This window comes from Xanthomonas dyei (assembly GCF_002939865.1).
In the GTDB taxonomy this organism is placed as follows: Bacteria; Pseudomonadota; Gammaproteobacteria; order Xanthomonadales; family Xanthomonadaceae; genus Xanthomonas; species Xanthomonas dyei.
Genome location: NZ_MDEE01000023.1, coordinates 60,277 through 82,420 on the forward strand (window position 1 = coordinate 60,277; position 22,144 = coordinate 82,420).

Consider the following 22,144-nt stretch of genomic DNA (forward strand, 5'->3'; position numbering starts at 1 on the left):
CCTCAACTCCGGATCCGGGCGCGGTGCTCGCGCTCAATCACGGCCACCACATCGGTAACGACCGCATCCACGTCCCGGTCGGTGAGAGTGCGCGAGTTATCCTGCAAAATCAAGCCCATAGCCAGACTCTTGAAACCTGGCTCGACCCCCTGCCCGACGTACCGGTCGAACAGCTGCACTTCGCGCAGCAACGGGCCGACCGTGGTCTGCACGCTGGCCGACAACGCCGCCCAACTCACCGTCTCCGGCACCAGGAAGGCCAGATCGCGACGCACCGACGGGAACCGCGACAGCTCGCCAGCACGCGGCAGCGCCCGCTGCACCAGTGGCGCCAGCTGCAGTTCGAACGCGATGACATCGACGTCGATCTCCAGCGCCTTGGTCAGGCGCGGATGCACCTGGCCGATCCAGCCGATGCACACGCCATCGCGATAGATATCGGCCGACCGACCAGGATGCCCGAACGGCTGGGCGGAGGGCTGAAACTCCAGCGCCGCGCCGCTGGCCGCTGCCAGCGCCATCAGGTCGCCCTTCACATCATGAAAATCCACCTTGCGTGCGGGCTCGCCCCACTGCAGCGCCAGCGCATCGCCACACACTGCGGCGGCGACATGCTGGGATTCCTGCGGCGCAGCGCCCGCCTGCGATGCAGCCGCAAACACCTTGCCCAGCTCAAACAGACGCACCCGCCCAGCCTGACGGGCGGCGTTGCGGCCCAGCGTCGCGACCAGGCCCGGCAACAAGCGCGGACGCATGATGGCCAGCTCGGCACTGAGCGGATTGGCCAGCGACACCAGGCCGTCGGTCAACTGCCAGCGCTCCAGCAAGGCGGCATCGACGAAGGCGTAATTGATGGTTTCCTGCAACTCACGCGCCACCAGCTGACGGCGCACCGTCAGCTCGTCCAGCTGGGTTTCGCTGGGCATCGCGATCCGGCTGGCACCGCCCGGCAGCGTGGTCGGCACCCGGTCGTAACCGTGGATGCGCGCCAACTCTTCGATCAGGTCTTCTTCGATGGCGATATCGAACCGACGGCTCGGCGCAACGACCTGCCAGCCTTCGGAAACCGCATCGAGCTGCATGCCGAGCGCACTGAGAATGCGCACGACATCGGCGTCGTCGATGTGGATGCCGAGCACTCGCGCGATGCGTGCGCGACGCAGCAGAATGCGCGCGGGCTGCGGCAGATGCTCCGGCAGTTGCGCGTGCACCACCGGGCCCGGCGTACCGCCAGCCAGTTCCAGCACCAGGCGCGTGGCTACCTCGATCGCCTGCGGCGGCAGCGCCGGATCCACGCCTCGCTCGAAGCGATGGCCCGCATCGGTATGCAGGCCGAACTTGCGACCACGCCCCATGATCGCCGCCGGATCGAAATACGCCGACTCCAGGAATACGTTGTGCGTTTTGTCGGTGACGCGCGTGTCCAGCCCGCCCATCAATCCGGCCAGCGCCACGGGGCGGCCGGCATCGGTGATGGTCAGGAAGCTGTCGTCCAGCGTGACCTGACGCCCATCCAGCAGCGCCAGCTGCTCGCCACTGTGCGAACGACGCACACCGATCGGCCCCTGCAAGGTATCCAGATCGAAAGCATGCATCGGCTGGCCCAGCTCCAGCATCACGTACTGGGTGATATCCACCAGCAGCGACACCGGGCGCACGCCGCTGCGACGCAGACGCTCGGCCAGCCACACCGGCGTCTTCGCCAGCGGGTCGATGCCTTCGATCACCCGCCCGCAATAGCGCGGCGCTTCCTTGCCTGCCTGCAGCTCGACCGCCAGAGTCCGCGTGGACACCGGCGCCACGGCACCGGCATCGAACGCCACCACTTCGCTGGCGCACGCTGCAGCCACGTCGAAGGCGATGCCGCGCACGCTGAAACAGTCGGCGCGATTGGGGGTGAGCTTGATTTCGATGCTGGCATCCGGCAGGCCCAGATACTCCGCAAGGGCTTGACCCACCGGCGCATCGTCCGGCAACTCGAACAGGCCGGACGCATCGCTATCCAGGCCCAGCTCCTTGGCCGAGCACAACATACCGTTGGACGGTACGCCGCGCAGCTTCGCAGCCTTGATGGTCAACTCGCCGATCTGCGCGCCAACCAGCGCCAGCGGCGCCACCAGACCCACACGCGCGTTGGGCGCACCACACACGATCTGCAGCAATTCGCCCTGCCCCGCATCGACACTGCACACCTGCAGGCGATCGGCTTCCGGATGCCGCACGGCCTCGACGATACGCGCCACCACCACTTGGCCAAGCGCCTCACCCAACGGCGTGACGTCTTCGACTTCCAGACCGATCGCCGTCAGCGTGGCGGCCAGTTCCTCGCGCGAGGCCTGGATCGGAACGTGGCTACGCAGCCAATTTTCAGAGAATTTCATGAGGGGCCGAGAATCGTGAATGGAGAATTGGGAATCGCAAAAGCGGGGAAGTCGGGACTTCGGAACGGGACTCGCGGAGCTTGCGGCTTGTGCGATTCCCCATTCCCAACTCCCGATTCCCGGCCGTCAAGCAAACTGTCTGAGAAACCGCACGTCGTTTTCGAAGAACGCGCGCAGGTCGTTGACGCCGTAGCGCAGCATCGCAAAACGCTCCACGCCCAGACCGAAGGCAAAGCCGGTGTAGCGCTCCGGGTCGATGCCGACGCTGCGCAACACATTCGGGTGCACCATGCCGCAACCCAGTACTTCCAGCCAACGCGTGCTGCCGTCGGGCTGCTGCCAGGCAATGTCCACTTCCGCACCCGGCTCCACGAACGGGAAATAGCTGGGGCGAAAACGCATTTCGAAATCGCGCTCGAAGAACGCACGCACGAACTCGGACAAGGTGCCCTTGAGATCGGCAAAATTCGAATGTTCGTCTACAAGCAGACCCTCGACCTGATGGAACATCGGCGAGTGGGTCTGGTCCGAATCGGAGCGATACACCTTGCCGGCGGCAATCATGCGCAGCGGTGGTTTGTGCGCATCCATGTAGCGCACCTGCACGCCGGAGGTATGCGTGCGCAGCAGACGACCGTCGCCGAAATAGAACGTGTCGTGCATCGCACGCGCCGGGTGGTGCGGCGGAAAATTCAGCGCTTCGAAGTTGTGCCAGTCGTCCTCGATTTCCGGACCATCGGACAACTCGTACCCCAGCCGCGCAAAAATCTCGACGATGCGCTCGAGCGTGCGCGTGACCGGATGCAGGCCACCGCGCTCGCTGCGGCGACCTGGCAGGGTGACGTCGATGCGTTCGCCGGCAAGACGTGCATCCAGCGCTGAGGCTTCGAGGGTCGTCTTGCGCTCCGACAACGCTGCGCTCAGCGTATCTCGGGTCTGGTTGATCGCCTCGCCTGCGGCCTTGCGCTGCTCGGGCGGCAGCGTGCCGAGCTGCTTGAGCTGGGCGGTGACGCTGCCGCTCTTGCCCAGCAGGGCGACCCGCAACGCTTCCAGTTGGTCCGGCGTCTGCGCGGCGGCGACATCGGCCAGCGCGCGCTCGGTCAGGGATTGAATCTCACTCATTGCACTCGCGCCTCAACTGCTCAGCCGAACGGTGTTTCCGGATGCACCGGAATGCATGACCACTCATATGCTGCCAGCCCTTGCATCACTCCAAGCCGGCAGCCCAAAACGCAAAAGGGGAAGGACTCGCGCCCTTCCCCTGCATATCTGCGTTCCCTCACCGGCATCTGCACACGCATGTGCCGATGTCGCGATGGCCTAACCCTTCAAAAGTCCGCACATGGATGTGCGGGCTCTCGCGAGGGACTCGCACTTATGCCGCCAGCGCGCCCTTTGCCTTCTCGGCCAGCGCGGCAAAGCCGGCGGCGTCGTGCACGGCGATATCAGCCAGCACCTTACGGTCCAGGGTGATGCCAGCCTTGAGCAGGCCATTCATGAAACGGCTGTAGCTCAAGCCGTTGATGCGGGCAGCCGCATTGATGCGGGTGATCCACAACGAGCGGAATACACGCTTCTTCTGCTTACGGCCAATATAGGCGTACTGCTGTGCCTTGATGACCGCCTGCTTGGCAACGCGGAACACCTTGCGGCGAGCGTTGTAGTAACCCTTTGCGAGGGTCAGAATTTTCTTGTGGCGGCGGCGCGCCTGCACACCACGCTTTACTCGTGCCATGGTTCAGTCCTCAGAGGTAGGGAAGCATACGGTCAAGACGGCCAGCATCTTCTGCACGGACGTGATTCGTCTGCCGCAGGTTGCGCTTCCGCTTGGTCGCTTTCTTCGTGAGGATGTGGCTACGATTTGCGTGGCCGCACTTGTACTTGCCGGAGGCGGTCTTGCGGAAACGCTTGGCCGCCGCCCGGTTGGTCTTGATCTTGGGCATTGCAATGTCCTTGATGGTGTTTTGTCACTGACACGGGCGGCAGTCTTGCGACCACGCTTTCCATCCTTGCCCTTGCCTGCTTGTAAGTCCTTGATCGAACACGATCCGGACAGGTCCTGTGCCGCTTGCGCGGCTCCCGGCAAAACCGGGCCGCGCAGTCTACCCGTTGCCGGGAATTCTTGCAAATCGACGGATTCGCCGCCCTGACGAACCCCGTCGGGGCCCGTCGCGGCGCGGAATCAGATCTTCTTCTTCGGCGCGATCATCATGACCATCTGACGCCCTTCCAGGCGCGGACGGGACTCGATGACGATGTCTTCGCCCAGGTCGGCCTCGATGCGTGCCGCCATCTCGCGACCCAGTTCCTGGTGGCTCATTTCGCGGCCACGGAAACGGATGTTGACCTTGACCTTGTCACCCTCTTCCAGGAAGCGACGCATGTTGCGTAGCTTGATCTGGTAGTCGCCCTCGTCCGTGACCGGACGGAACTTGAGTTCCTTGATCTCGACCTGCTTGGTCTTCTTCTTGGCCTCGTTGGCCTTTTTCTGCTGCTCGAACTTGAACTTGCCGAAATCCATGATCTTGCAGACCGGCGGATCGGCCTGCGGCTGGATTTCGACCAGATCCAGGCCTTCTTCCTCGGCCTTGGCGAGCGCTTCGTCGCGCGACAACACGCCGACCATCTCACCGTCACTGCCGATCACGCGGACGCGCGGCACACGGATTTCTTGGTTCTTGCGGTTCTGTTTGTTGTCAGGGGTACTGATATTGCAATCTCCCAGGGGAATCGAACCGGCGCATCCGGATCATCCAGACCGGCCGGGGTTGGCTCACGCTGCCTGCTCTGCCTGCAGGCGTTCGATGAAGGCAGAGACCGTCATGGTCCCGAGGTCCTCCCCCGAACGCGTCCGCACGGCGACTGCGCCATTTTCCTTCTCGCGGTCACCGACGACGAGCAGGTACGGCACGCGTTGCAGCGTATGCTCGCGAATCTTATAACCGATCTTCTCATTACGCAAATCGGAGTTGACACGGAAGCCTTGATTTGCAAGGGTTTTCCGAACCAAGTCCACATATTCGGCCTGAGCGTCGGTGATATTGGCGACAACGACCTGGACCGGGGCGAGCCAGGACGGGAAGGCGCCGGCGTGATGCTCGATCAAAATACCGATGAAACGCTCCATCGAACCGACGATGGCCCGGTGCAGCATCACCGGGTGCTTCTTCTGGCTGTGCTCGTCCACGTACTCGGCGCCGAGGCGGCCCGGCATCATGAAATCGACCTGCATCGTGCCCAGCTGCCAGGTACGGCCGATGGCGTCCTTGAGGTGGTATTCGATCTTGGGGCCGTAGAAGGCGCCCTCGCCCGGCAGCTCCTGCCACTCCACTCCGCACACGCCCAGCGCGCTGCGTAGCGCGGCTTCGGCCTTGTCCCAGGTGATGTCGTCGCCCAGGCGCTTTTCCGGGCGCAGCGCGATCTTGATCTCGATGTCGTCGAAGCCGAACGCGGTGTAGACCGCCAGTGCCTGCTGATGGAAGGCGGTGACTTCGGCTTCGATCTGCGATTCCAGGCAGAACACATGCCCGTCGTCCTGGGTGAAGCCGCGCACGCGCAGGATGCCGTGCAGCGCGCCGGAGGGCTCGTTGCGGTGGCAGGCGCCGAATTCGCCGTAGCGGATCGGCAGGTCGCGGTAGCTGTGCAGGCCCTGGTTGAATACCTGCACGTGGCCGGGGCAGTTCATCGGCTTGACCGCGTAGGTGCGCTTCTCCGACTCGGTGAAGAACATCGCGTCCTGGTAGTTGTCCCAGTGGCCGGACTTCTGCCACAGCGACACGTCCAGGATCTGCGGGCAACGCACTTCGCCGTAGCCGCTGTCGCGGTAGACCTTGCGCATGTACTGCTCGACCACCTGCCACAGCGACCAGCCCTTGGGGTGCCAGAACACCAGGCCGGGGGCTTCTTCCTGCAGATGGAACAGGTCCTGCGCCTTGCCGATGCGGCGATGGTCGCGCTTATCGGCTTCTTCCATGCGCAGGATGTAGGCGTCGAGCTGCTTCTTGTCGGCCCAGGCGGTGCCGTAGATGCGCTGCAACTGCTCGTTCTTGGCATCGCCGCGCCAGTAGGCGCCGGAAATGCGGGTCAGCTTGAAGGCCTTGAGGAAGCGCGTATTGGGCACATGCGGGCCGCGGCACATGTCCACGTATTCCTGGTGGTAGTACAGACCCATCGCGGTGATGTCGTCGGACATGTCCTCGATCAGGCGCAGCTTGTACTCCTCGCCGCGCTGGGCGAACACCTCGATCACTTCCGCGCGCGGGGTGACCTTCTTGATCACCTCGTAATCCTGCGCGATCAGCTCCTGCATGCGCTGCTCGATCGCCGCCATGTCGTCTGGCGTGAACGGGCGCTCGCTGTAGATGTCGTAGTAGAAGCCTTCGGCGATGACCGGGCCGATCACCATCTTGACGTCCGGGTACAGCTGCTTGACCGCATGCCCCACCAGATGCGCGCACGAGTGGCGGATGATCTCCACGCCTTCGGCGTCCTTGGCGGTGATGATGCGCAGGCTGGCGTCATGGTCGATGACGTCGCTGGCATCGACCAGCTGGCCGTCCACCTGGCCGGCGATGGTGGCCTTGGCCAGCCCGGCGCCGATCGACTGGGCGACCTGCATCACCGAGACGGGGGATTCAAATTCGCGGCGACTGCCGTCGGGGAGCGTGATATTGATCATGGGCAAGAATGAGGTCTGGGCTGGCTGCAGCAGTGAGCTGCCATGAGAGATCTGCCCACTGCTGGACAGGCTCGGAAAGAACGTACGAGACATGCTGCGCGGGACAACGGCACGCGGGCGCTGGCTGCGCTGGGGCCGGTCCGGGTCAACGGTGGGCGGTGATAGTGCTCATGTCGCACGCTGGGCCGGCGCGGAGCGCGGGCCACCTTCTCGCAAGGGGTCTTGGACGTGAATGGTAAACCAATCAGGCGGCCACTGGGCAGTGCGGCACGCCGCCGCCGGGCGCGTGGCATGATGCCGGCCACTTGTCCTGTCCGTTGCCGACCATGACCATCAAGGGTAAAGCCACCTCGCTGGATATCGCCTACCTGGCCGGTGTGTCGCAGCCGACCGTCTCGCGCGCGTTGCGCGGCAGCCCGATGGTCAACGAGGAAACGCGCAAGCGGATTCTGCGTATCGCGCATGAGCTGAACTACAAGGTCGACAAGAACGCTTCCTCGCTACGGCTGCGCAACGCCGGCACGCTGGCGCTGCTGTTCTTCGAAGACCCCACCGCCGACGATTCGCTGATCAACCCGTTCTTCCACTCGATGCTGGGCTCGATCACGCGCGCCTGTGCGCTGCAGGGCTACGACCTGCTGGTGTCCTTCCAGCAGCTTTCAAAGGACTGGCAGGCCGATTACGAAGACAGCAACAAGGCCGACGGCATTATTTTGCTGGGCTATGGCGATTATCAGGAATCGCGCCAGCGGCTGCAGTTGCTGGTGGAGCAAGGCACGCACTTCGTGCGCTGGGGCGCGGCATTGCCGGGCCAGCCTGGCATTTCCATCGGCAGCGACAATTATCAGGGCGGGCTGGACATCACCGAGCACCTGTTGGCGCAGGGGTGCCGACGCATTGCGTTTCTTGGCCACGCGTCCAATCACTACCCCGAATTCGAAGAGCGCTACCGGGGCCACGTCGCGGCGCTGGCGCAGCAGGATCTGGTCGCCGATGCCGCGCTGCAGTTCGATGCGATCACCACCGAATCGTCGGGCCATGCGGCATGCCTGGCGCTACTAGAGAGCGGCAAGGCGTTCGATGCGGTGTGTGCGGCCAGCGACCTGATTGCGATCGGTGCGATGCGCGCGTTGCGCGAACGCGGCCTGCGCGTGCCGCAGGACGTGGCGATCAGCGGCTTCGACGATATCGCGTTGGCCGCATCGGTTGCGCCGGCCCTGTCTACCGTGCAACAGGACACCAAGCAGGCCGGCGCGTTGTTGGTGGAAAGCCTGGTCGCGCTGATCCGTGGCGAAGCGGCGCAGAGCCGCACGATCCCGGTGCGGCTGGCATTACGCGATTCCTCGCGCAGCAGCGGGTTGCAGCCGCCGCTAGGCTGGTCGCCGGCCGCGGCGGCGGAGATCGAGGATGGCGGGCGTGAGCGGGCCGTTGATGTGCCTGGGACGCGATGAGGATTTGGGATTTGGGATTTGGGATTTGGGATTTGGGAATCGGGAATCGGGAATCGGGAATCGGGAATCGGGAATCGTTAGAGCATGCACGACGGGCTGCGATAGTGGCCGCAGACCATTGATGCCTCGTAGGAGCGCACCCGGGCGCGACGAAGCGTTACCGACAAAGCCCCATCGCGCCCCGGTGCGCTCCTACCGATTGCGGGCATCGCGGATGGCTTGATCGGCCATCTGGGCATCGAGTTGCTTGCGCAATCCTGGGTCGGTGACCGGTGCATCCGAGAGCAGGACGCGCACACCGTGCGCCGGCACCTGCATCGCCAGCTGACCTTGCACCTCTAGCGTTTCGCCACTCATCGCATCACGCCACGTGCCCGGCTGCAGGAAGCGGCTGACCGCGATGTTTGCAGCCGCATCGCCCTTGTTGAGCAACACCAGGGCGGTCTGGCTGGTTCCGGCATGCTGATAGACACGAAAGAAGGCCGCCTGATTGCCGCGCAGCAACACGTCGACCTGCACGCCGCGCTGCAGCGCTGGGGTCTCACGGCGCACGCGGGCGATCTGTTTCAGCGGGCCGAAGATCGGGCTTTGCGGTGCGGCCTGGATGCGCTCGACGCCGAAGTAATTGCGATTGCCCGCATGCTCCGCCCGCCCACGCATGAAGCCGATTTCCGAGCCGTAATAGATCACCGGGATGCCGCGCGCGGTGAACAGCCAGTTGTGCGCATCGATAAAGCCGGTGTCGCTGGCATCCAGCCGCGCCATGTCGTGGTTGTCGTAGAAGCTCATCAGCTCGTACGGGTTCGCATACGGCCCCTGACGCAGAAACAACGGTTTGGCGAGCTGTTCGAAACCCTCTTGCGCGTGGCCGAAGACTGCCGACAGCTGCTGCTTCAACGGGAAATCCAGCACGCTCACGCCGGCGTTGCGTGCCCAGGTGTGGCCGGCAATCTTGTCGGCGTTGTAATCGAACGCCTCGCCAAACATGAAAAATCCCGGCCGTTTTTTGCGGATGCGCGCAACGAAGGCATGCCAGAAGCGGTCCGGCATCCAGCCGATGGTGTCGATACGGAACGCATCGGCACCCTGCTCCATCCATTGCAGATACGCGCCGGCCAGGTAATCGAGCACCGCCGGGTTGTTCTCGTTGAGGTCGGACAATTCCGCCAGACCGCCACCGGTGTTGTAGAAGGCGTGCAATGGGTTGTGCTGCGGATCCAGCTGCGCCGGCGGCAGATTCTGGTGATCGGCAACCAAGCGACCACTCGCATCGTAGAGCTTGCCGAAACCCGGCTGCGCCACCGGCATGGTGTAGGCCGGCGAGCCGTGATTGCCCACGATATCCAGCACCACCTTCAGCTTGTTGGCGTGCATGGCGCGGGTGAAGCCGGCAAAGTCCAGTCCCGGGCTGGGGAGATGCTCGTCCAGCGTGTAGAAGTTGACACCCCAGTAACCGTGATAGCCGGTCTTGCCGTGGTCGCTGAGCGTGCTGCCGCAGGTGATCGGCTTGCCGCCGGTAAATGCCTGGTCCGGGTTGTCGACGATCGGCGTGATCCATACCGCGCCGAAACCCAGGTCGCGAATGTAGTCGGCCTGTTCGACGATGCCTTTGAAATCGCCGCCCAGGTAGCCGATGTTGTCGTCGCTACCATCGGCGCACGGTGTGGGCACATCGAAGGTGCGCTGCGCACCGCCCTGCTCGCGCTGATCGTTGCCGGTATCGCCGTTGACGAAGCGATCGGTGACCACGAAATACACCGCATCGGCGGCGAACGGCTCCAGGGTGCCGTAATACTCCCTGGAAGCAGGCGCGGCGAGCGCCACGCCCGCATACATCGTCAACGCCAGATAGATCGCACTACGCATCACTGCCCTCCCGAGGCGATGGGGACCCGCACCACGCATACGCCCGCAATCAACAGGCTGAGCCCGCCAATGGCCAACGCATAGATTGGCTGGCCGCCCAACCAGACGCGGAGCACAAAGCCCAGCGCGCTGGCAGCGACCAACTGCGGAATCACGATAAAGAAATTGAAGATGCCCATGTACACGCCCATCTTGGCGGCGGGCACGCTGTCGGACAGCAAGGCGTACGGCAGCGACAGAATCGATGCCCAGGCAAAACCGACGCCCAGCATGGACAGCAGCAACCACTGCGGGTCACGAATCACCAACATCGACAGCAAGCCCGCAGCACCCAGCCACAGGTTGCACAGGTGGCTCCAGCGCAGGCCAATCGCACGCACCAGCAAAGGAATGATCAACGCTGCCAGCGCTGCAAATCCGTTGTAGGCGCCGAACAGCACACCCACCCAGTTCGCACCATCGTTATAGGCTGCCGAACCCGTATCAGTCGCGCCGAAGTGCACCTGCGTCACCGCTGCGGTGGTATAGATCCACATCGCAAACAGCGCAAACCACGAGAAAAACTGCACCCAGGCCAGGCGTCGCATGGTCATCGGCATGCTGCGCAAGTCCTGCACGATGACGACCAGCATGCTGGTGCCCGGCAGTACACGCGTCAACGCAAGCAGCGCGCCGTAGGCGATGCACAGGCCGGCCAGCACATACAGCATGCGATCGCCGTGCTGCCAGGCGATGGCCGCAGCTAGCAAAACACCAGCAATGCACCACGCCGCGCTTGATGCCTGCGACGGCAGCGCACCGCTACCCGCTTGCGTTGCGACAGGCGGATGCGCATCGTCGAAGCTCGCCAGCTGCGCGGGGCTGTATTCGCGGGTACGCAGCACGGTCCAGGCGATCGACAGGAACAACACCGCCGCACCCAGGTAGAACGCGTAGCGCACGCTGTCGGGCAGTTGCCCTGGCGGTGCGGTATTGGCAACGCCCCAGCGCGTGAGTAGCCACGGCAGAAAGCTCGCCACGATCGCACCAACACCGATAAAGAAGCTTTGCATCGCATAGCCGGTGGGCCGCTGCGCGGGTGGCAGCTGGTCGCCCACCAGTGCGCGGAACGGCTCCATCGAGATATTGATCGATGCATCCAGCACCCACAGCGTGCCGGCAGCAATCCACAGCACTGGCGCATTGGGCATCACCAACAGCGCCAGCGTGGTGAACACTGCGCCCACCATGAAATACGGGCGCCGACGGCCCCAGGGCGTCCAGGTGCGATCGGACAGATAGCCGATGATCGGCTGCACGATCAGCCCGGTGAGCGGTGCAGCGATCCACAATCCCGGTACATCGTCGACCTGCGCGCCCAGGGTCTGGAAGATGCGGCTGGCATTGGCGTTCTGCAGCGCGAACCCGAACTGGATGCCGAGAAAGCCGAAGCACATGTTCCAGATCTGCCAGAAGCTCAGGCGTGGTTTGGCGGTCATTGCGCTGTCTCCATGATGGCTGCCGGCCCGACGATCAACGCGCTGATCTGCGCCGTGTTGACCACCCCATCGCGACCACCACGGCCGCCGTTGTACTGCGCAAAGTGCGCCAGGGCGCTCATGTTGAAACCATCGTCCAGCCGAAACGCACAGGCCTGCCCCGCTACCACATCGAAGCTCGCCTGCGTGGAGACCTGCTCGCCCACGCTATGCGGCATCACGATGACATGCGATTGCGCAGCTTTCCCCGCGCATTCCAGCACCAGCTGCTTCACTGCGGCAGTGACGCCGGTATTGATCGGGCCATTGTCGTTGCGATAGCGCAGCGACACGCGATGCGGGCCGCTACGCGACGGCAGCCATGCCCAGGCGTGGCTGCCGCGCAGTTCCTGCGCCGGACCAAGCGTCAACGAAGGACTGTGCAGCGATTCGAGACCCTCCACACGACGGGTCAGGCTGAGCACATGCAACACCCCGTCATCGGCAAGATCCCAATGTTCACTGGCGTCCAACGCACGGCCATTCATGTACAGCGTGGTGCCTGCGGGAATGGCGATGCGGTGACCGTTGCTCCGCCGTTGCGCAACCGGCATCGCTGGCGTTTGCGGAGCAAACACCTCCACCGGCTGCGGCGGCGCAGCCAGATCGGCCTTGCGACCGACCAACTGCACCTGCGTGGTCTGGCCTTGCCGAGTGACACGGCCGGCCACCAGCAAGTCGCCGTCTCCGTTTGTCGGGCGCAGCAACTCGTACCGACGTGTGCCCTGCTCCAGCACGATCTGCTGGCGGTCGCCGAACAGGAGCGGCAGCAGGCTGCGCGGCAATTTTGGGGTAACGCTGCCATCGGCAGACACGCCGAAGACGCCGTCCAGCACCGCAGAAAGATAGCCGGCTACCGACCACAGCTGACGCGGCGAATTCACCACCGGGCCACTGCGCACGCCATCTTCCACATGCACGGCCAGGCTCTGCATCTCGTAGTTTTCCATGTTGGAGCCGGCCAGCGCGCTACCGCGCATCAGCGATTGCAGCTCCAATGCAATGCGCGGCGCATCGTCCAGCGCACGCGCCGCGCGCAAGGCATAGGCGCTGACGAATGGCCAGATGGCGCGATTGTGATAGATCGGCTGCGCCGCTTCCTGCGGCCACACCACCGGGCTGCCACCGGCAACCAGCGGATAATTGCGCAGCGCGGCGCGCGCGCGCGCTGCGGGAAACACATCGGCCAGCACGCCCAACGACACGCCCAGCAGATCGACCTTGGCATAGCGCACCGGATGCGCCGCCGTGCCGAGATAACTCACATACTGGCTGCTGCCTGCATCCCAGAAGCGTGCATCGATGGTCTGGCGCAATGCATCGGCCCACTGTGCGTAGTTGGCAGCGCGTGCGTCGCCATGCTGGCGTGCCAGCTGCTCGGCCAAGCGCAATGCCTGGTAATGCAATACGTTGGTCGATAGCGCGAACGACTCGGCGATGAAGACCACGTTCTCCCGCGTCCAGTTCGGATAGGTTTGCTCGCGCCAATCCAGAAACAAGGTTTCGCCACGGTAGAGGCCGATCTGCGCATCGAATACCGCGTCGCGATCCTGCGCGATCGTCGCCTGCAGCGCCTGCCAGACCTCTTCAGCAAACTGTGCATCGTCCAGCAATCCACGTGCGGCCAGAAACCACACCACCCGGTCGCTACTGATCGGCCAGCTGCCACCGGAGCCGGTGTCCTGCGCAACGAACACACCAGGGGTCTTCCCGTCGCGTGCGGCCGATAGCTTGAAGCGCAACGCATTGCGGGTGCGCTCCGGTTCCAGCTGCGCCAATGCCAGATCGGCGGCAAAACTGACATCGCGCGTCCACACATATGGCCAGCGTTCGCCGGTCTCGAAGCAGTTGCACGGCACCGGCTTGCGGCCGTTGAAGGCCGGATCGCGGATCGCATCGACACGGTCGTCGGCCATCTCCTGCTGCGCCAACGCAAACAAGGCGTCGAACATCGGGCTGGCGGTGTGTGCGCGCATCGGCTGTGCGGCAATGCGGCGCTCGCCCTGCGGCCAGCGCAACACAAAGCTACCATCGTCCAGCGCCTGCGCATGTGCGCGGCGCCCCTGAAATTCCAACTCGTCGGCCAATACCGGCGAGCTTGCCGCAACGCCGAGCGTTGCAGCCATGCAGATCATCTTCAGCATCGAAGCGGCGAGACGGCTGGTGCCGTCGGCCTTCCTCCCTCGTTGCACGCGTTGTGGTGCGCGGCACAGGCGTGCCACGGTCGCGGACCCTCCCAGGTGCCGTACGCCATGGTAGACGCGCACCCTGCCCTGACGCATCACTGCATACGTATTCATGGCGGCAACGAGCGCACAGCACGGCGCTTGTACGGTGTGCCGCTGCATAGTCGCCGCTTCTGCAACGGTCGCCTTGGGAGGGGATATGCCGCTGTTTTCACGTCGAGCACGCTCGACACTGGGCGCTGCCTGGATCGCGCGGCTGCTGGTTCTGACCTGCCTCGGCAGTCTTACCGCAATGGCGCACGCCGAGGTCACCACCATCGATGTGGCGTCGCCCGGCAAGGTCTTGCAAGTGAGTCTGGACCTGGATGGCGGCACGCCGTACTACCGTGTGCAGCGGCTGGGACAGCCGGTCATACAGCGCTCACGGCTGGGCTTTACCTTGCGCGACGGCCGCCTGGACCGCGAGTTAGTGGTGCGTTCGCAATCACGCCAGAGCCATGACGACACCTGGGAGCAACCCTGGGGCGAAACACGCCTGGTGCGCAATCATTACAACGAACTACGCGTCAGCCTGAGCGAACGCAATGGTGCGCAACGCAGCTTCGAAGTGATCTTTCGCGTCTACGACGACGGCGTGGGATTTCGCTACCACTTCCCGCAGCAAGCCGGATTGCGTGAAGCGATCATCGACGAGGAAGTCACTGAGTTCGCCATCGCACAACCGGCTGAAGCATGGTGGATTCCCGCAGGCGAGCCGATCCACTACGAGTATCTGTATCGGCGCACGCCGTTGAATCAGGTCGCACTGGCGCATACGCCACTGACGCTGCGTACCGACAGCGGGCTGCACATTGCGCTGCACGAAGCGGCGTTGGTGGACTACGCCGGCATGTGGCTACGCCGCACCGACGACCAGCGCCTGCGCGCGCAGTTGTCGCCGGCCGCCGAAGGCTGGAAGGTGCGCCGCAGCCTGCCGTTCGATACGCCTTGGCGCACGCTGCAGATCGCCGATCAGGCCACCGGCCTGGTGGAATCCAACCTGATCCTCAACCTCAACGAACCCAATGCGCTGGGCGCGGTGGACTGGGTCAAGCCGTCCAAATATGTCGGTGTGTGGTGGTCGATGCATCTCAACCAACAGACCTGGGCCACCGGGCCCAAACATGCGGCCACCACTGCCACGACCAAGCGCTATATCGACTTCGCCGCCGCGCATGGATTTCGCGGCGTGCTGGTCGAAGGCTGGAACCCGGGCTGGGACGGCGAATGGTTCGGCAACGGCGGTCGCTTCGATTTCACAACATCCACGCCGGATTTCGACCTGCCCGCACTGAGCACGTACGCCGCAGCCAAAGGCGTGCATTTGATCGGCCATCATGAAACGGGATGCGCAGTGGACCATTACGAAGACCAGATCGCCGAGGCGATGGACCTGTACGCACGCTTCGGCGTGGACTCGGTGAAGACCGGCTATGTCTGCGACGACGGCCAGGTGGAGCGACGCAACCCTGCGGGCGGTGCACCGTTGCGCGAGTGGCACGATGGCCAATGGATGGCGCGCCATCATCTGCGCGTGGTGCGCGAGGCGGCCGAGCGGCATATCGCAGTCAATGCGCACGAACCGATCAAGGACACCGGGCTGCGCCGCACCTATCCCAACTGGATCTCGCGCGAAGGCGCGCGCGGCATGGAATACAACGCCTGGGGCCAGCCACCCAATCCGCCGGAACACGAGGTCAACCTGGTGTTTACGCGCCTGCTCGCCGGGCCGATGGATTACACGCCAGGCATCGTCAGCCTGAAGGGTCGCGACGGCCAGGCCATCCCGAGCACGTTGGCGCGGCAACTGGCGCTGTATGTGACGCTGTATAGCCCGATCCAGATGGCCGCCGATCTGCCCGAGCATTATCTGCAACATCGCGACGCGTTCCGCTTCATCGAAGACGTGGCGGTGGACTGGGACCAGACCCGCGCATTGAATGGCGAAGTGGGCGACTACGTGACCATCGCGCGCAAGGATCGGCACAGCCGCGAATGGTTCCTGGGCAGCATCACCGACGAGCACGGCCGCCTGCTGCAGGTGCCGCTGGGTTTTCTCGAACCCGGCGTGCGCTACACCGCGCAGATCTATCGCGATGGCGACGGCGCCGATTACCTGAGCAACCCGTTCGCCTTCGTGCGCGAGGAGCGCCAGGTGGGCAGCAGCGACACCCTCGAACTGCGCCTGGCACCCGGTGGCGGACAGGCGATCCGCTTCGTCCCGATGGATGGCAAGCCTTGAGTGATGCATCGCAGCACGCTGCGGTGCCGCCGACGCCAGCGAGTGCATCTCACCACCGCGCCTCATCGCCGCAGGTCGTGCATCGCGCCCATGCGTGATCTGCAGCAGCAGCTTTGTGCTGGATGCCTTGCGTGGAATCGATTTCATTGCAGTTGTGCGGGTTGAATACGTATGCAGCACCCGTTTGCATGCGGGTGCGGTGTCTACCATACGTTGCAGTCGTGACGTCCGTCCGGGCGTGCGACGCATGACATCCAGGCGTCTGCCGGATCAAAAAATCAAAGAACAACATGTACCTGGGAGGGGAAAATGTTGAAGCACAAGCGCTCTGCGCTGAGTATCGCCCTGGCCGTTGCCATGGCACCGACGCTGGCTGCCGCGCAGTCGGCAACGCCTGCACAAGCCACCGCCACCGAACAAACCGCATCCAATCAACAGAACGGCGCAGTCACCGAGTTGGACAAGGTCCAGGTCACCGGCCTGCGGCGCGCGATCGAAGGCGCGATCTCGGTCAAGCGCGACTCCACCTCGATCGTGGAAGCCATTTCGGCCGAAGACATCGGCCGCCTGCCCGACGTCAGCATCGCCGAATCGCTCGCGCGCCTGCCTGGCCTGGCAGCGCAGCGGGTGGCCGGTCGCGCGCAAGTCATCAGCGTGCGCGGCCTGTCGCCGGACTTCTCCACCACCCTGCTCAATGGCCGCGAAGTGGTCAGCACCGGCGATAACCGCAGCGTGGAATTCGACCAATATCCGTCCGAGCTGGTCAGCGGCGTCACCGTGTACAAGACCCCGGACGCCGGTTTGGTGGGCCAGGGCCTGTCGGGTACCGTCGACATGCAGACCGCGCGCCCGCTGAGCTACAACGAGCGGGTGATCGCCATCGGTGGCCGCTATCAGCGCAATTCGCTGGGCAAGGCTGCCAACGTCGACCCTTACGGCAACCGCTTCAACGTCAGCTATATCGATCAGTTCGCTGATCGCACCATCGGCCTGACCATCGGCTACGCCCACACCGACATGCCGATCCAGGAAAACCAGGTGGGCCTGTACGAACCGTGGCAGCAGGTCAATGCACAGCGTCAACGCCCCGGCGTAGCCGACGGCGTGTATTTTTCCGACGGTATCAAGGCGCTGCGCCGCACCGGCAACCAAAAGCGCGATGGCGTCATGGCCACGCTGCAATATCGCCCGTCCAACGCCTGGACCAGCACGCTCGACGCCTTCCACACCAAGGCCGAGCAGATCGACACCGCCAACCAGTTCGAGCTCAACCTGAGCAACTACAACGGCGGCTACACGCCGGGCCTGAACATCACCGACGTGCGCGTCAACGACAACAACAGCTTCATCGGCGGCACCGCCAGCGGCGTCTACCCGCTGGTCCGCGGCATGTACAACAAGCGCGAAGACAAGATCGACGCCTTCGGCTGGAACAACGAAATCACCGCAGGCGCGGTCAAGATCATCGCCGACCTGAATTACTCCAAGGCCACCCGCGATGAATTGAACCTGGAGAACAATCTCCAGCGTGCCCCCATGCCACAGTTGGACACCGTTGGCGTGTCGGTGGCCGGCAATGGCTTCTCGCAGCTGGCGCCGGGCATGAATTACTCCAATCCGGGTGAGCTGTTCCTTACCAACACCATTTACGGCTCCGGTTACGGCAAGGTGCCGCGTGTGGAAGACGTGCTCAAGGGCGCACGCCTGCAGGCCAGCTTCCCGATGCCAGAAGCGCTGAGCTGGTTCTCGGATCTGGATGTCGGCGTCAACTACGCCAACCGCGAAAAGCAGAAGACCCAGCCGGAAGGCAACATCACGCTGGGCGCGCAGGGCGAGGCCACGGTGGCAGCGGATCTCCAGTACGCACCGGTCAATCTCGGCTTCGCCGGTCTCGGCTCCCTGCCCGCGTGGAATGTACCGGCGGCGGTCTCGCGCTACATGCTGTTCAACCCCAGCGACGACGCCTCGTTCCTGGTCTCCAAGGCCTGGACGGTCGAAGAGAAGATCACCACCGCCTGGCTGCGCGCCAACATCGATACCGAATGGGGCGAGGTCGGCGTGCGCGGCAATATCGGCGTGCAGTTGCAGAGCGCCGATCAATCCTCGCAGGCCAATTACTGGGATGCCTCGCAGCCGCCTGGCAGCGAAGTGCGGCCCATCGACGATGGCAAGAAGTATCGCGACTGGCTGCCCAGCCTGAACCTGGCCTTCCAGTTCCCGTACGAGCAGACACTGCGCTTTGCGATGGCCAAGCAGGTCGCGCGCCCACGCGTGGACCAACTGCGTGCCTCGCTGGAGTTTGGCGTAGACACCTCGACCGGCCGGCCCGGCGCCAGCGGCGGCAACCCGATGCTCGACCCATGGCGCGCGAACGCCATCGACCTCTCGTACGAAAAATATTTCGCCGAGCGCGCATATGTCGCAGCCGCCTTCTTCTACAAGGACCTGAAGAGCTACATCTACACCCAGAGCCGCGACAACTACGATTTCTCCGCACTGGTCGCCGGCTACGTGCCGCCACCGGGCTCGGCACCGGTGCTCACCACCGGCACCTTCAGTGCACCGTTCAACGGCAAGGGCGGCACGCTGCGCGGCGTCGAGCTCACTGCATCGCTGCCGCTGGATCTGCTGTTCGCCCCGCTGGAAGGCTTCGGCATCCAGGCCAGCGCCACCTTCAACGACAGCGACGTCAAGATCCGCGACCCGGAAAGCGCCTCCAGCGTCGGTGATGGTGAAATCAGCCTGCCCGGCTTGTCAGAGCGTGTTTACAACCTCACCGCGTATTACGAGCACAAGGGTTTCGAAGCACGCGTCAGCCAGCGTCGCCGCTCCGACTTCATCGGCGAGATCGGCAACTTCAACGGCAACCGCACCCTGCGCTACGTCGTCGGCGAAAACATTACCGACGCGCAGATCAGCTACAACTTCGCCGAAGGCAGCACCCTCGCTGGCCTCACACTGCTGCTGCAAGCCAGCAACCTCAGCAACTCGCCGTATCGCACTTACGCAGAAACCAAGGACCGCCCGCTCGAATACATCGAATGGGGCCGCACCTTTGTGCTGGGCGTGAACTACAAGTTCTGAGTGGCTGGTATCACCACGTTCTGGAGACAAGACGCCTGAGTCGCTTCCGAAACGTCGGGGGAGCGTCATACCCCAAGTTCGCCTTCCACATCGGAAGGCGAACGACACGCTCGAAGCCGCAGCGATCAAGAGCAGCAAGATAGGCCCCTCTCCCACCGGGAGAGGGGTTGGGGTGAGGGTACGGCTCCCTCCCTTCCCTAAAGCCCAGGCATCAATGCTACAAAATCGATATTACTTTCGACGAAGTAAGCTCCGATCAAAGCAAGAAACGCATAGCGCCAAACGACATTTCCATTGCGCCCCTGCATAAAAGAAGACCCGCCGATATCAAGCCGGCAGGTCTTCTTTTGATATCTTCACCACGAAGTCCAACCTAACGAGATCGCGCAAGACAACTTGCAGCACATCCTTTCCTGCCACAGGCCACAGGTCCTAAGTTACGCGGCATAAGACCGACCTTCGAGCTGCACGCCGCGCATATGCGCTTAGCGACCCACTCGCAAAGGCAGCAGGCGGTTTAAAGAAGCCTTGCAGCGAGTCGCCGCTAGCCATAACGCCGCATGCTAGCCAAGCCAGCTAACAGATCGGAAGACGCATCAAAATTTATGCGCTCCTGATGACACCCTGCCACTCACTAGTGAGAAGGCCTGCAATGCTAGGGCTTATCAACGCTCTAGTACGCGAGACGATCAGCCGGCTAAAAAGAACGGAGCGACATCGCAAAAAATGCCGCAGCGTTTTTCAAAGCCATCTCAAGCTCACGCATGGAAGTTGCAGCTAGTCGTACTCAGCCACGACCTACCGCAGCAACAACCGCATGCCCGGCCAACCTGATCTGACCGCCCTCGATCGCCCCACGCTCAACACCAGGCACATCGATCTGCTCCCACTCGCCGGCAGGTAATGCCATGTCAGCAGGATCGGCGGACAGATTGAATGCCAACAGCATGACCTGACCCGCATGCTCGCGCCGGAACATCAGCACAGGCTCGGCCGTGTCGTAGAAAGCGATAGATCCCTCGCGCAACGCCGGCATTTCCTTGCGCCAGGCAAGAAACGCACGTACTGCACTCAACACAGAATGCGCATTGTCCTGCTGCACACTCACCGCAGCGGCACGATGTGGCTCCGCCAGCGGCAACCACGGCTTGCCACTGGTGAATCCAGCAGATGGCGCGTCGGTCCATGGCATCGGCGTACGGCAGCCATCGCGGCCCTTGAAGGTCGGCCAGAATGTAATGCCATACGGGTCCTGCAGGTCCTCGAATGCCACGTCCGCTTCGCCCAAGCCTAGCTCCTCGCCCTGATACAGGCAGATCGACCCACGCAGCGAACACAGCAGCGCCACCACCATCCGCGCAAATGCTGGCGACGCATGTTCGCCACCCCAACGCGTTACCGCGCGCACCACATCGTGGTTGGAAATCGCCCAGCACGGCCACCCCTCCAACATGGTGGCCTCGAGCCGGCTCACCGTTTCGCGGATATAGGCCGCGCTGTAGTCCTGCACCAACAGCTCGAAGCTGTAGCCCATGTGCAGGCGGCCCTGGGCGGTATACTCCGCGGTGGTCGCCAGCGAATCCTCCGACGAAATCTCGCCTAGGCTCACCGCGTTCGGGTAGCGGTCCAGCAGTGCACGCAAGCGCTCCAGGAACGCAAGGTTCTCCGGCTGCGTATTGTTGAAGTAGTGGTACTGATACGCGTACGGATTGTCCGCACTGAAGCCGCGCCCTACTCGCTTGTCCGCTGGCTTGGCCGGGTTGTCGCGCAGCTGCGCATCATGGAAACAGAAGTTGATCGCATCCAGCCGGAAGCCATCCACGCCCCGATCCAGCCAGAAACGCACGTTGTCCAAAGTCGCCTGCTGCACCTCCGCACTGTGGAAATTCAGGTCGGGCTGGTCCACCAGGAAGTTGTGCAGGTAGTACTGCTCGCGCCGCGGCTCCCACTGCCACGCCACGCCACCGAATAACGACAACCAGTTATTCGGAGGCATCCCATCCTCGCGCGGATCGGCCCACACATACCAATCTGCCTTCGGATTGGTCCTGTCCTGCCGGCTCTCCTGGAACCACGCATGCGCGATCGACGTATGGCTCAGCACCTGGTCGATCATCACTTTCAAGCCAAGCTCATGCGCCTTGTCCAGCAAGCGATCGAAATCGTCCAGCGTCCCGAACAAGGGATCCACCGCGCGATAGTCCGCGATGTCGTAACCAAAATCGGCCATCGGCGACTTGAAGAACGGCGAGATCCAGATCGCATCCACCCCCAACCCGGCGATGTAGTCCAGCTTGGCGATGATGCCGGGCAAATCACCGACCCCGTCGCCATTGGAATCGAGAAAACTGCGCGGATAGATCTGATAGATGACGGCCCCGCGCCACCATGGTGTCTGCGACATGTACGCCCCTCCCGGGCCAATGCGAGCGCGAGAACATGCGCTCAGTCAAGACCGCTAGCGTAGCCGCGCAGCAAACTTCAATCGCATTCGTGCATACGTATTCATCGCAAGTCTGGAGTACGCTGCCTATCCAATCACCTCGGATAGGGAATCGGACTCCAAACCACTGCGCTACTCTAGAATGGAGAATCTCGGTTGGACACCACTGTAATGACCCATCGGTTTCTGCACAGGTCAGGTGGTTAATGTAGCGGCATAGGCTTGGTCAGGCGTCATCATCTTCAGTGCCTGATGCG

At 63.3% G+C, this 22,144-nt stretch carries 13 protein-coding genes; 3 read left to right on the forward strand and 10 right to left on the reverse strand.

Annotated features, from left to right (window positions below):
• Window positions 1-2: 2 nt before the first annotated feature.
• From pheT to thrS, 6 genes are all read right to left on the reverse strand, one after another.
• Complete coding sequence (gene pheT / locus XdyCFBP7245_RS15200) at window positions 3-2,381, reverse strand: phenylalanine--tRNA ligase subunit beta (RefSeq protein WP_104616397.1); 2,379 nt, start codon at window positions 2,379-2,381, stop codon at window positions 3-5.
• Between the two features lie 126 nt (window positions 2,382-2,507).
• The gene (gene pheS / locus XdyCFBP7245_RS15205) at window positions 2,508-3,503 is read right to left on the reverse strand and encodes a phenylalanine--tRNA ligase subunit alpha (RefSeq protein WP_104616398.1); all 996 of its coding nucleotides are present in this window, start codon (window positions 3,501-3,503) and stop codon (window positions 2,508-2,510) included.
• 253 nt (window positions 3,504-3,756) lie between these two features.
• Window positions 3,757-4,116 carry a 50S ribosomal protein L20 gene (rplT, locus tag XdyCFBP7245_RS15210; RefSeq protein ID WP_016903313.1) on the reverse strand — a complete coding sequence of 120 codons (360 nt, stop codon included), beginning with the start codon at window positions 4,114-4,116 and terminating at the stop codon, window positions 3,757-3,759.
• 10 nt (window positions 4,117-4,126) lie between these two features.
• Window positions 4,127-4,324 (reverse strand): 50S ribosomal protein L35, encoded by a 198-nt coding sequence (gene rpmI, locus XdyCFBP7245_RS15215; protein WP_002811096.1) that lies wholly within the window; start codon window positions 4,322-4,324, stop codon window positions 4,127-4,129.
• 239 nt (window positions 4,325-4,563) lie between these two features.
• Window positions 4,564-5,106 (reverse strand): translation initiation factor IF-3, encoded by a 543-nt coding sequence (gene infC, locus XdyCFBP7245_RS15220; protein WP_070690874.1) that lies wholly within the window; start codon window positions 5,104-5,106, stop codon window positions 4,564-4,566.
• A 48-nt stretch (window positions 5,107-5,154) separates the two neighbouring features.
• On the reverse strand, window positions 5,155-7,059 hold the full coding sequence (gene thrS / locus XdyCFBP7245_RS15225) for a threonine--tRNA ligase (protein WP_158255513.1): 1,905 nt from the start codon (window positions 7,057-7,059) through the stop codon (window positions 5,155-5,157).
• A 326-nt stretch (window positions 7,060-7,385) separates the two neighbouring features.
• Here thrS and XdyCFBP7245_RS15230 point away from each other — a divergent pair, with 326 nt between their 5' ends.
• The gene (locus XdyCFBP7245_RS15230; protein ID WP_170068666.1) at window positions 7,386-8,510 is read left to right on the forward strand and encodes a LacI family DNA-binding transcriptional regulator; all 1,125 of its coding nucleotides are present in this window, start codon (window positions 7,386-7,388) and stop codon (window positions 8,508-8,510) included.
• 192 nt (window positions 8,511-8,702) lie between these two features.
• Here XdyCFBP7245_RS15230 and XdyCFBP7245_RS15240 read toward each other — a convergent pair whose 3' ends face one another.
• From XdyCFBP7245_RS15240 to XdyCFBP7245_RS15250, 3 genes are read right to left on the reverse strand one after another with little or no spacing between them, the layout of a single operon-like run.
• Complete coding sequence (locus XdyCFBP7245_RS15240; RefSeq protein WP_170068667.1) at window positions 8,703-10,376, reverse strand: alpha-amylase family glycosyl hydrolase; 1,674 nt, start codon at window positions 10,374-10,376, stop codon at window positions 8,703-8,705.
• Window positions 10,376-11,854, reverse strand: a complete 1,479-nt coding sequence (locus tag XdyCFBP7245_RS15245; protein WP_104616401.1) for an MFS transporter — start codon at window positions 11,852-11,854, stop codon at window positions 10,376-10,378. Before XdyCFBP7245_RS15245 ends, XdyCFBP7245_RS15240 begins: the two co-directional genes overlap by 1 nt.
• Complete coding sequence (locus tag XdyCFBP7245_RS15250) at window positions 11,851-14,037, reverse strand: glucosidase family protein (RefSeq protein WP_104616402.1); 2,187 nt, start codon at window positions 14,035-14,037, stop codon at window positions 11,851-11,853. Before XdyCFBP7245_RS15250 ends, XdyCFBP7245_RS15245 begins: the two co-directional genes overlap by 4 nt.
• 241 nt (window positions 14,038-14,278) lie before the next feature.
• Here XdyCFBP7245_RS15250 and XdyCFBP7245_RS15255 point away from each other — a divergent pair, with 241 nt between their 5' ends.
• Both XdyCFBP7245_RS15255 and XdyCFBP7245_RS15260 read left to right on the forward strand, forming a co-directional pair.
• A complete protein-coding gene (locus XdyCFBP7245_RS15255; RefSeq protein ID WP_104616403.1) occupies window positions 14,279-16,360 on the forward strand; it encodes a glycoside hydrolase family 97 protein in 2,082 nt (693 codons plus the stop codon).
• 309 nt (window positions 16,361-16,669) lie between these two features.
• Window positions 16,670-19,444 carry a TonB-dependent receptor gene (locus tag XdyCFBP7245_RS15260; RefSeq protein ID WP_170068668.1) on the forward strand — a complete coding sequence of 925 codons (2,775 nt, stop codon included), beginning with the start codon at window positions 16,670-16,672 and terminating at the stop codon, window positions 19,442-19,444.
• A gap of 787 nt (window positions 19,445-20,231) precedes the next feature.
• Here XdyCFBP7245_RS15260 and XdyCFBP7245_RS15265 read toward each other — a convergent pair.
• Entirely contained in the window at window positions 20,232-21,848 is a 1,617-nt protein-coding gene (locus XdyCFBP7245_RS15265) for an alpha-glucosidase (RefSeq protein ID WP_104616405.1), read from the reverse strand.
• Window positions 21,849-22,144 lie beyond the last annotated feature (296 nt).